The sequence below is a fragment of the Dermabacter vaginalis genome (assembly GCF_001678905.1).
Taxonomy (GTDB): Bacteria; Actinomycetota; Actinomycetes; order Actinomycetales; family Dermabacteraceae; genus Dermabacter; species Dermabacter vaginalis.
Genome location: NZ_CP012117.1, coordinates 2,381,106 through 2,392,314 on the forward strand (window position 1 = coordinate 2,381,106; position 11,209 = coordinate 2,392,314).

At 60.1% G+C, this 11,209-nt stretch carries 9 protein-coding genes and 2 pseudogenes; 3 read left to right on the forward strand and 8 right to left on the reverse strand.

The window, feature by feature from the left end:
- The first annotated feature begins 42 nt into the window (after positions 1–42).
- From trxB to DAD186_RS10750, 3 genes and pseudogenes are all read left to right on the forward strand, one after another.
- Entirely contained in the window at positions 43–1,092 is a 1,050-nt protein-coding gene (trxB, locus tag DAD186_RS10450; protein WP_082991206.1) for a thioredoxin-disulfide reductase, read from the forward strand.
- An 877-nt stretch (positions 1,093–1,969) separates the two neighbouring features.
- A pseudogene (locus DAD186_RS11185) lies at positions 1,970–2,179 on the forward strand (helix-turn-helix domain-containing protein); the annotation flags it as partial.
- A 19-nt stretch (positions 2,180–2,198) separates the two neighbouring features.
- Positions 2,199–3,418: pseudogene (locus DAD186_RS10750) on the forward strand (IS30-like element IS1513 family transposase).
- 1,958 nt (positions 3,419–5,376) lie between these two features.
- Here DAD186_RS10750 and DAD186_RS10470 read toward each other — a convergent pair.
- From DAD186_RS10470 to rpmH, 8 genes are all read right to left on the reverse strand, one after another.
- Positions 5,377–6,747, reverse strand: a complete 1,371-nt coding sequence (locus DAD186_RS10470; protein WP_065248623.1) for a ParB/RepB/Spo0J family partition protein — start codon at positions 6,745–6,747, stop codon at positions 5,377–5,379.
- Positions 6,748–6,759: 12 nt separating this feature from the next.
- Positions 6,760–7,629, reverse strand: coding sequence for a ParA family protein (locus tag DAD186_RS10475; RefSeq protein ID WP_065248864.1), 870 nt, complete (start codon positions 7,627–7,629; stop codon positions 6,760–6,762).
- 28 nt (positions 7,630–7,657) lie between these two features.
- Positions 7,658–8,332, reverse strand: coding sequence for a 16S rRNA (guanine(527)-N(7))-methyltransferase RsmG (gene rsmG / locus DAD186_RS10480; RefSeq protein WP_065248624.1), 675 nt, complete (start codon positions 8,330–8,332; stop codon positions 7,658–7,660).
- Positions 8,332–8,856 carry a Jag family protein gene (locus DAD186_RS10485; RefSeq protein WP_065248625.1) on the reverse strand — a complete coding sequence of 175 codons (525 nt, stop codon included), beginning with the start codon at positions 8,854–8,856 and terminating at the stop codon, positions 8,332–8,334. Before DAD186_RS10485 ends, rsmG begins: the two co-directional genes overlap by 1 nt.
- 9 nt (positions 8,857–8,865) lie before the next feature.
- Positions 8,866–9,963, reverse strand: coding sequence for a membrane protein insertase YidC (yidC, locus tag DAD186_RS10490; RefSeq protein WP_065248626.1), 1,098 nt, complete (start codon positions 9,961–9,963; stop codon positions 8,866–8,868).
- An 81-nt stretch (positions 9,964–10,044) separates the two neighbouring features.
- Entirely contained in the window at positions 10,045–10,326 is a 282-nt protein-coding gene (gene yidD / locus DAD186_RS10495) for a membrane protein insertion efficiency factor YidD (protein WP_065248627.1), read from the reverse strand.
- Entirely contained in the window at positions 10,323–10,715 is a 393-nt protein-coding gene (gene rnpA / locus DAD186_RS10500; RefSeq protein WP_065248628.1) for a ribonuclease P protein component, read from the reverse strand. The genes yidD and rnpA overlap by 4 nt, the downstream gene beginning before the upstream one ends.
- 13 nt (positions 10,716–10,728) lie before the next feature.
- The gene (gene rpmH, locus DAD186_RS10505; RefSeq protein WP_016663525.1) at positions 10,729–10,866 is read right to left on the reverse strand and encodes a 50S ribosomal protein L34; all 138 of its coding nucleotides are present in this window, start codon (positions 10,864–10,866) and stop codon (positions 10,729–10,731) included.
- Positions 10,867–11,209 lie beyond the last annotated feature (343 nt).

Genomic DNA, 11,209 nt, shown 5'->3' on the forward strand with positions numbered 1-11,209 from the left:
TTCTGTTTGATTGTTGGCGAGCCTTCGCTGTGAAAGGACATCATGACCACCTCTGAGCCTCAGACCCCGATCCTCAACACCCTCGGTGGCGGTTTCGGCATCAGCCTTTCGGGATCGCAGACCGACACGGCCGAGACCGCGGCACCCTCCGATGCCTCCGACGCACCCGTGCGCGACATCGTGATCGTCGGCTCGGGCCCGGCGGGCTACACCGCTGCCATTTACGCAGCCCGAGCAGGCCTCAAACCCGTGGTGATCGCCGGCTCTCTCGATGCCGGCGGCGCCCTCATGACCACCACCGAGGTGGAAAACTTCCCGGGCTTCCCCGAAGGTGTCATGGGTCCGGACCTCATGGGCAACATGCAGGAGCAGGCCGAGCGTTTCGGCGCTGAGATCCTTTTCGAGGACGCGACCGAGGTCGAGCTCACGGGCGACGTGAAAACGATTCGAGCCGAGGGCGGCGAGGTATTCCGCGCGAAGGCCGTCATTCTCGCGACCGGCTCCGCGTACCGCAAACTCGGAGTGGACGGCGAAGAGCGCCTCTCCGGTAAGGGCGTGAGCTGGTGCGCCACGTGCGACGGTTTCTTCTTTAAGGACAAGGACATTTTCGTGGTGGGCGGCGGCGATTCCGCCGTGGAGGAAGCCACCTTCCTCACGCGCTTCGGCAAGAGCGTGACCCTGCTTCACCGCCGCGATGCGCTGCGTGCCTCGAAGATCATGGCGAAGCGCGCTGAGGACGACCCCAAGCTCGAGATCCGCTGGAACACCCAGGTCGTGGGCATTGAGGGCGAGAACGAACTCTCGCACCTCGTTCTCGAAGACACCGTGACCGGCGAACGCGAAACCGTGCCCGCCGATGGCCTTTTCGAAGCAATCGGCCATCTTCCCCGTTCCGGTCTGTTCAAGGGCCAGATCGACATCGATGACGAGGGCTACATCATCTGTGAAGGCCGCACGACTCACACCTCCCTCGAGGGCGTTTTCGCGTGCGGAGACGTTGTGGATCACCGCTACCGCCAAGCCATCACCGCTGCGGGATCCGGCTGTTCGGCCGCACTCGACGCCGAAAAATACCTCGCCACGCTCGAGTGAGCGACTCCGTCGCCTTCGGCGCCTCCTCGCGGGGCGACATTACTTTCGAGATTCACCTCTACTGGGCATCGTGGGCGGCGCCCTCACTTCCGGCGCCGCTCACCGCTCGAGAGCTCCACGGAGTTCTACCTTCCAATGTCGAGGTGCACGTCCACGACGTTTCTCTCAGTACGGAAGCAGGGAACCTCGAGATCCCAAGCGGGGAGTTTGCGCCTCGGGTACTCCCTACGTGGAGAATCATTGCTCGGAACGGTCGAAGCGTTGTCGGTGAGCGGGTGCTCACAGGCGCGCACCCGAAATTCGCCGTACGCGAGGCACTGGACGAAATACGCAGCGCACTAGACTCTGGGCGCCTCGCTTAGCACCATGGGTTTGTTTCACGCTCGTTGACCCACGCGCTCGCAACATCCCCGGGAGATCTCCTCTGCCTCTGTGTGGGAGCTGCGCCTTGCCTCGCCGCCCCCTTTCCTTTTTTCCTCGTTCCCCCACCCTTGCCTATTTCTTGCTGCGGGTTTCCTACCTCATACATGATCATCTGTCCATCCCCACCGCGATTGGCGGAATGGACCCGGGTATCGTCCGAACGTGAGGCGTGCTGTCAAGGGGTGAATGCGCCACTTCGACCGGGAGGTAGTTGTGACGCGTTGGACTCCGAAGGATGTTAAGGATGCTGCTGTTGAGCGAGGATGTTAAGGATGCTGCTGTTGAGCGCGTGGTGGCAGGCGAGGCAGTTAGCCTGGTCGCGCGTGATGTGGGTGTAGGCCCCGAATCGGTTTACGGTTGGTTGAGGGTAAGAGGTGTCGAACCTCCAGGCAGGCGTGCGAGTCGTTTGCGTGATCCGTTTGTCCGTGAGGCTGTTGGGTTGGTGCGTGCAGGTATGTCGATCAGTCAAGCAGCACAGACTGTTGGAATATCGACTGGCTTGCTTCACAGCAGGTTAAAGAAAGCTGGTGTAATCGAAGTGCGGCCTAGACGCGCCCACTTGTCACCTGATAAACGTGCCCAGGCCGTGGAGCGAGTGCTTGCTGGTGAGAGCTGTCAGACAGTGGCTGATGCTATCGGTGTGCATCCTTCTACCGTGTATGGGTGGATAAGGAAGCAGCGGTATGCGAAGTTACGCCGGCAGCGACATCGTCGAACGCCTGATGAGGCGGTGGTGTCTTTGCCAGATACAGGCAAGAAGCTGGGTAAAGATTCTGTTATGCCAGCACCGATGAAAACTCAAGCCGTTGATGGATTTCCTAGCGGCGTATTCGACAAACACGCCTTAGTAGGGCGTGGTCGCAGGCTTACTGTTGAAGACCGTGTTGCTATTGAAGCGGGATGTCGTGTCGGTGATTCGGCACGAGCCATCGCGCAGAAAATAAATAGGCACCACAGTGTCGTCGCTCGTGAAATCACCCGTAATGGTTGGAAGATCGTCGATGAGGACGGCACAGAGCAGCTGCGGTATAACGCCCACAACGCTGCTGTTTCTACTGCTGGTCGGATGGTGCGGCCAAAACTACGCAAGCTCGATGAAAGCCCAACGCTTCGGGGTGTAGTAGTCGATTGCCTTGCCCGCAGGTGGTCACCTGGGCGCATTAGTGCATGGCTTGAGCATGCTTTCAGCGATGATGAAAGCATGCGTATTTCCCACGAAGCGATCTACAGTGCCTTATACATTCAAGGCAAAGGCAGCCTGCGAGCCGAGCTTGAAGAAGTCATGAAGACTAAAGACGTACTTATCCGCGGCGGCTCAACACGCAAGCGTCGTGCCCGAAACGCTGGCGTGTTAACCGGTCGCCCTTGGATCAAAGGTGCTGAGATCACCCACCGCAGCCCGGAAGCTGATGACAGGGCTATTCCCGGGCACTGGGAGGGCGACCTTGTTATTGGTAAAGGTGGCAAAAGCGCGCTGATTACCCTAGTAGAGCGCACCAGCCGTTACACCCTGCTTGGACACCTTCCCGATGAGCACAGTTCACACACCGTGGTCGCAACCCTGCAGGACATGGTCAAAGACCTCAACACCGAGCAGCTAAAGACCATCACATGGGACCAAGGCGCAGAAATGGCTGTCACAGCACAAGTCCAGATTAACGACGGCTGCCAGGTGTTTTTCTGTGAACCGCACTCACCGTGGCAGAGACCAACCAACGAGAACACCAACGGCGAGATCAGGCGCAGGTTCTACAAAAAGGGCACCGACTTTGCCACCGTCACACCCGAACATGTCGCGTGGGTGCAAAATGAGCTCAACGAAACACCCCGACAAATCCTCGGCGGCGCAACCCCACGTGAAATACTTAACGAACTATTCAAGCGTGGCGCATCCACCGCTTGATTCCGCCAGGGAGGCGTTGCTTCTTTCGGCTTGAAATACACCTGGACGCTTCTGGTTTCTCGGTAGCGCCTGCTCATCCGTGCTGCGGCAGTGACTCGGCAGCAGAACTCTCGAAAATCCTGACGCTGCCGACCATATGGTTTGCCATGAGTTATCCACAAAGCTGTGCACAAGCGATACGCCAAGTGTGGATTTCTAACTTTTCTGGGCCTCTACCAGGGGTTTTCTCTCGACTTTCATAGTCCCCTTATCGATTTCGTGTGGATAACCGCCGTGCGAACTCTTGCGGATGTCCCACTTATCCACATCTTTGTTCACATCTGTGTGTTTCACGTGGGGCACCTTTTTGCCGCTCCGTGTTGCCGATCGCCACTCTTTAATCAATTACCTTCGGAAGATGGCTTTCGGACCTCCGACTCCCTCACTGACCCGATAGGGCGTTTCGCGTGAAACGTTGTACCTTTGCAAGCGACTTGCCGCGCCTTTCGGCTTCGGTTCTTTCGAATGCTGAACAGGCTCCCGAGACAGCCCTCCTCTCGCCGCCACTGTTTTTTACGGTTTTCACGTGAAACACAACGAGGTGTCCGCACAGCAAAACCGTTGCCACTTAGATTCTGCGGTATTTCCAGGTTCTGCCCCCGAACGGACGTGAAAGTCTCGCGCCTAGGACCAGTCGGCTTGTAGTCATGCGATGCTATCGCCGTTTCACGTGGAACGTTACAGATGGCACCGACAAAAATAGTTCGACAGCGTTGGCGCCAAAGACGTTACCGCGACTTCACCGCTTGTTTCACGTGAAACGTTCGAAGCTTGTTCACCACTACAGTCCGATAGGCACCGTAAAACATTTGCATTGGGTTTCACTTGAAACGATGCAGCCGCGTCATGCGCTTAGCTCGCACAGACTTCGATGAGTTCGCAAAACTCGAATCTGTTTCTTTATTGACGTGCATCGGTTTGTAATTTCCGGCCAACGCCACAGCCGTTGCTTCACGTGAAACATTGATTTCCCTTTGCCGCTGCGCGGCCAAACGAAACAACGATACGTCGAAGTGACTATATAGTTCGCCCACATGTTTCACGTGAAACAGAGCCTGTTTTGCAAAAACAGCGGGCAAACCTTGCGACCCGACTCAAATCGAACGGGCGCGTGCCCACGAGTACTGAATGCCCAAAAGCGGTGTCTAGTGAAATGTGCACGCGACAATCCGCGGGTACCTATCTATTCTCCAGTCCGCGTTTCACGTGAAACACGACAACGGGGTCATCGAGAGAATCTATCGCTTAAAAGTGCTTCGGTAAGCAACACCAGAAATGTGCACAATGCAGTGGAGATGATTGCCGGGGAAAGAGGACCCGAAAACCTGTAAAGGCCGCTGGCGCGTCCTACTACGCGTTTCACGTGAAACGGCACGAACCCGTTAAAGGCGCAGAAGCCCACAGTAAAATCATGAAATGCAGTGCAAGCCGATGCAGCCCGTACACACGACGATCCGGCGGGCAACAACCCAGGGGATCGAATGTTTCACGTGAAACTCTCCAGCACAGGAGCGAACCCGGCGAGCAACAACTGACCATGAAGGTGTCCGCTTCCCCAACCGAGCGGCGATCCAGATTCGTCAAGACCGCGCGATAGAACCCCACTGCAAAAGACAGTTGACACGGGAAGAAAGGGCCAGCAGGGAACTCCGGGAAAGAGCGCAGAACCAGCGGCACAGTGAGGCCGTTCCACGCGCATGGCACGACGAATCTGCTGGAAAAATGCCATTTGAGGTGGCTAATGGGACAGGCACCATGACCAAGGTGGAAAAGAGCGAGCCAGAATTTCCCGTCCGCGTACAAACGACATCAGGCCGCAATGCCGGGGCCTAAAAGTCCAGGTAAAGCGAGCCAGCGTGGGCTGCGAGCGCGAGCGCTTGAGCGAAAGGGCCCTGTTTCAGGCCCCACTCAGCGAGGGATCAGGCCTCGGGGATCTCCACGTCCTCGAGCCCGAGCTTTTGCACGATCCGCTCGAGATCGTCGAGATTCGTGAATTCGAGCGTGACTTTGCCCTTGCGCTTACCCACATCGATGCGCACGGGTGCTTCGAGCTGGGTTGACAACTGCGACGTCAAGGACACCACGCGCGGATTATACGAACTACGGCGTGGCACAGCGCGCGTCGCCGTGGACGATTCAACCCCGTTCGCAATAAGCCGCTCAACGGCGCGGACGCTCAGGCCTTCGCTCACGATGCGCTGCGCAAGCTCCTCTTGGAGCTGCACATCGTCGAGCCCCAGGAGGGCACGAGCGTGTCCAGCGGAAAGAGCTCCCGATTGAAGACGACGCTGCACGAGGGGAGGGAGGCGCAGAAGGCGAAGAGTGTTCGAGATTTGCGGCCGCGAGCGACCGATGCGATCCGCCAGTTCATCCTGGGTGCAATCGAAATCCTCAAGTAGCTGACCGTAGGCGGCCGCCTCTTCGAGGGGATTCAACTGCGATCGGTGAAGGTTCTCGAGCAGTGCGTCGCGAAGGAGGTCATCATCGGCGGTGGAGCGCACGATTGCGGGAATCGAATCGAGCCCCGCACGTTTCGCCGCACGCCAACGGCGCTCACCCATGACAATCTCGAATGACTCGCCATCAACGGAGTCGGTCACAGGCCGCACGACGATCGGCTGGAGAACGCCAACTTCGCGCAGCGAGTACGCGAGTTCATCGAGCTCATCGTCATCGAAAACGGTACGCGGATTGCGGGGATTCTCTCGAATTTCCGCGATCGGCACTTCAACAAATTCGGCGCCCGGAACGGGCACTAGCCCGGGTTGCGCAGCTGCATGTGCGGGCGCGTTACCGGGGGTAGCCGACTGTTCGACTGTGGGCGCCGCTGTTACGGACGCTTCAGCGGCCGGAGCGGGGCCCGACGGCTGCGTGGCCCGAGTCTTATCTACCTTCTCCGCGGGCTTTTCAGCGCCGGCACGCGAAACAGCAGTTTTCGCAGCGGGCTTTTTCCCGCCGCGTCGCTTCGAGCGCGCATCGCGTGCCCAAGAATCGGCGAGCTCAAGATCGGCAGCCTTGCGGCGCTCACGAGCTTCCGCGGTGGAGGAGTCGTCCGAGCTGAAGAACATGTCTACACCCCGAGTGCCGGCGGAAGCCGATTGTGCAAGCTCGGCCTCGGTGGGGGCGGGGCTGGCGTCGGAATCCTTCTTCGAGGGTGAGAGGGGCTCGGTGCTTGTCGCGGAAGGCTCGGGGCTTTGTGCGTCGGGTGCTTCAGACTTTTCGCTGCCTGCTGGTTCGGAGCTGGGGATCAGCGCACCGATTCCCCTACCAAGGCCACGTTTCTTCGCCATGATCTCCTCGTTTCAGTTCTTCGGCTCGGGGCGACGGGAAATCTCGTGCGCGGCGGCGCGATAGGCGAGTGCACCCGTGCTGTTGGGATCGTAATTGAGGACGGTTTGCGCGTAGCTCGGGGCTTCCGAGATGCGCACCGACCGGGGAATGACGGTGTCGAGGGTCTGCGTGGGGAAGTGTTCGCGCACGTCTTCAGCGACCTGCGCGGCGAGGCGGGTGCGCGCGTCGTACATCGTGAGCAAAATCGTGGACACCACGAGATCGGGATTGAGGTGTTTGCGGATGAGGTCGATGTTCTTCCACAGCATCGCGATGCCTTCGAGCGCGTAGTACTCGGCCTGAATCGGCATGAATACTTCGCGTGCGGCCACGAGCGCATTGATGGTGAGCAGACCGAGCGAGGGCGGGCAATCGATAAGCACGTAATCCAAGCGCGGCAGCCCCTGCTCTTCACGCTCGGTGAAGTAGTCGGCAAGCGCATTTTTGAGGCGCGATTCGCGCGCGACCATGGGGACGAGTTCGATCTCGGCCCCCGAAAGGTCAATTGTCGCGGGCGCGCACAGCAGTGACTCCGCTTCGGGAGAGGGAGTCACGATGGCCGAGAGGGGCTCGTCTTCAATAAGCACGTCGTAAAGCGAGGCGATCTCGGGATCATGCGGGATGCCGAGGGCCGTCGAGGCGTTGCCCTGGGGGTCCGAATCGATCACGAGAACGTTGAGGCCGCCCTTCGCGAGTGCCACCGCGACGTTGACGGCGCTCGACGTTTTACCGACGCCGCCCTTCTGGTTGGCAACGGCCATGATGCGGGTTTTTTCGGGCGCCGCAAAGGTCGCCTTTTCGAGGCGCTTGCGAAGCTCCATGTCGTTACGAAGCTGCCGCATGAGCGGTGTCTCATCGAGAGAGCTTTTCTTAGCCACGGCGCGGCCCCTTTCGCCCCGATATCTCACGAACGTGTGCTCGTACCACTGTAGTAGGAACCTCCACGGACTGATCTCCGAATTCCTCAACGCGAACATCGACTGCACCGAGACGCGCAAGGGTCTTCGAAGCCTTCGCGACTTCGTCGCGTGCGCTCTTGCCCTTCATCACCACGAGCTCGCCGCCGATGCGCACGAGCGGCACTGTCCACTTGGCGAGCTTGTCAAGCGCAGCAACGGCACGCGCCGTCACGGCATCAAACTCACGCTCGCCGTGCAGGTCCTCGGCCCGGGCGCGAACGACCTCGACGTTCACGAGACCGAGCTCCTCGATCGCACGCTCGAGGAAGTCCACGCGCCGCTGCATCGTTTCAATGAGGGTGACGTCGATGTCCTCGCGTGCGATGGCAATGACGAGCCCGGGCAGGCCCGCACCTGAGCCAACATCCGCGAGTGACTCCACGAGTCCCACGGGCCCGAGGGCTCGCACCATGAGCGCGCAATTGATGACGTGCCGCTCCCAGATCCGATCGACCTCGCGGGGGCCGATGAGGCCTTCCTCTGCTCCGCGGGTGCGCAGGGTCTCCGCATACCGCTCGGCGAGCGAGAGACGTTCACCGAAAAGGTCGCGGGCGAGGGGATCGAGGTGTGCGGGGGCAGGAAGCATCAGTCTTGCGGGTAAATCACAACGTGGCGGGTTTTGCCCTCGCCATCCGATTCAGAGCGAAGTCCGTGGCGCTTCGCAACGTCGTGCACAACCTTGCGCTCAAACGGGTTCATAGGCTGAAGCGGAACGGGAACTTCGCCATTCTTCGCCTGCGCGACGGCCTTTTCCGCAAGTTCCTCAAGCTCGCTCTTGTGGCCTGCGCGGAAGCCACCGATGTCGAGCATGAGGCGCGAGCGCACGCCCGTTTTCGTTTGCACGGCGAGGCGCGTGAGCTCTTGGAGAGCGTCGAGAAGCTCGCCCTTCGGCTCGTTCAGGGCACTGAGTTCGGCGGCGCCGCGGATCTCCACGGAGGCACGATCGCCATCCACATCAATGTCGATATCGCCGTCGAGGTCGGCGATATCCATGAGTTCTTCGAGGTAATCGGCGGCGAAATCGCCCTCCTCCTCGAGGCGCGCGAGGCGGTCGTCTGCGGAGGTCTGGGCGTTTGCCGTGTCGTTCTCGATCGTGTCGTTCTCGCTCATCGGGAATCCTTACTTCTTCTTGCGCTTCTTACCGAGGGCGTTGCTCTGCTTCGAGCCGCCCTTGTGTGTGCCACCGTTTTCGGCCGCTTTCTTGCGGCGCTCTTCGATGGCTTTCGCCCGCTTCTCGCGGGCACGCTGGAGCACTTCCTCATCGCTCAGTCTGCGGCCGTTCTCGTACCGCTTGGGCTGAACGCGGATGTTTTCGGCCTTCGCCGCTTCCATTTCCTGCACGCGCTTGGACTTCTTCGGAGTGAAGTCAAGCGGTTCAAGGCCCTGCTTTGCGCGCTTCTTGTTGATGCGCTCGTGGCGTGCCTTCTCGGCCGCCGAGCCAGGGGTGGGGTTCTTCGTGATCATCCACCACTGCTGGCCGAACGTCCACACGTTGGTCGTGAGCCAGTAGCCGAGCACACCGATCGGCATGCCGGGGCCCGAAATCACGTAGATGAACGGGAGCATGTAGAGCATCATCTTCTGCGTGGACGCCATGGGCCCTTCGAGTGCCGACGGCGGCATGTTGCGCATCGTCAGCTCTTTCTGCGTGAGGAAGGTGACGAGCACCATGAGCGCGATGATGACGCCCGCGATGATCTTCGCGGAGATATCGCCCGAGAGGAACGAATCGGAAATGGTGGTTCCGCCGAAGATGCGCGCATTGTGGGCGCTATCGGCGAGCTCTGGCGTGAGGACGCCGAAGTTTGTATTGTTCTGTGCGGCCTCCGGGAGCTTGTAGAAGAGCACGCGGAAGAGCGCGAAGAAGATCGGCATCTGGATGAGGACAGGAAGGCACGAGCCTACGGGGTTCGCGTCGTGCTCCTTGTAGACCTGCATCGTCTCGTTGGCCATGGCCTGGCGGGATTCCGGGTCGGTCTTGCCCTTGTACTTTTGCTGAATCGCCTTGAGCTCGGGAGCGGCGATCTGCATGCCGCGCGAGCTCTTAATCTGCTTGACGAAGAGCGGGAAGATGATGATGCGGACGACGACCGTGAGCAGCACGATCGACAGCAGCCAGGTCCACCCGGAATCGGGGTCCATCACGAAGGACAGCAGCTTGTGGGCCTGGACCATGATCCAGACGACAACCCATTCGATGGGGTAAAGAATGTTCAACTTCGGCCTTTTCTTCCTGCCGCTCGCATGCGCATGACGGTCAGGCGATGAGCGGCGTGAGGTCGGGTATTCGGGTCAAGCCTAGTGGGTATGGGCGAACTTGGGGTTTTCAGTGTCCCGCTCGGTGACGGGTTTCGGGTTCGTCCACATTCCCGGGGCGGGGGTCGGGTCGATCCCGCCGTGGCTTAGGGGATTGCACCGCAGGATTCGCCACGCGGTGAGCAGGAGCCCTTTGACGGTTCCATGGCGGCGAATCGAGTCCACCGCGTACTGCGAGCACACGGGCGTGTACATGCACGCGGAAGGCAGGTACGGGGAGATGCCGCGCTGGTACGCGCGAAGGATTCCGACGGTTGCCTTCATCCCTGTGCTCCCTCCTTCTTCGCGGTGCGCCTCTCGAGCTTTCGTAGGGCAGAGGCGAGGGCGGAATCGACTTCACCGACGAGCGTGTCATGGTCGATTTCGTTGATCCCCGCTCGCGTGCGCACGATGACGCTCGCGTACGCGGGGAGAGAATCGAGGCGGGCCCTCATGATTTCCCGCAGGCGCCGCTTGGTGCGGCTGCGAACAACGGAGTTGCCAACCTTTTTTGACACGACAAATCCCACGCGCGGCTCCTCCTGAATCCTTTTGACCTCCGGGGAGGAAAGGACGGCGAGGTGCACGATCACGTGGGATCGAGCCGCTGACACGCCCTGGCGGGTGGTCAGGCGGAAGTCGTCGTTGTGACGTAGGCGGTTTACAGCCCGCACGTCACGCCGCGGCTCAGGCCGAGAGGGAGGCGCGGCCCTTCGAGCGGCGCGCGTTGATGATGGCGCGGCCCGCGCGGGTGCTCATGCGTGCGCGGAAGCCGTGCTTCTTGGCGCGGCGGCGGTTGTTCGGCTGGAACGTACGCTTGGTCATCTTTTCTCTCCAAATAAATCGGGGCCCTCATCTCCGGGAAGGAACCGCAATGCGGCCGGAGGGCCCGGTTAAAGACGGCCCGTGGGGCCGGTGGTTTCGGGTGTGTGCGCGAGCTTCACGGTGTGGTTCTCGTGAACACAGACTGATCGAGTCTAGAATCGCGCGGCGAGCCGGTCAATGGATCGAGCCTTGATTCAGCGAAGTGTGCCTAGAATCTCATGGTTATCCCCAACGATTCGACAGAGTGTGCGCCTTCTTCCACTCCATTGGGCATAAATGTGGAAAACATGGTGGATAATTGTGGGCGTCCGCCGCACCCCCGATCCTCACGAGGAGCCCCCGA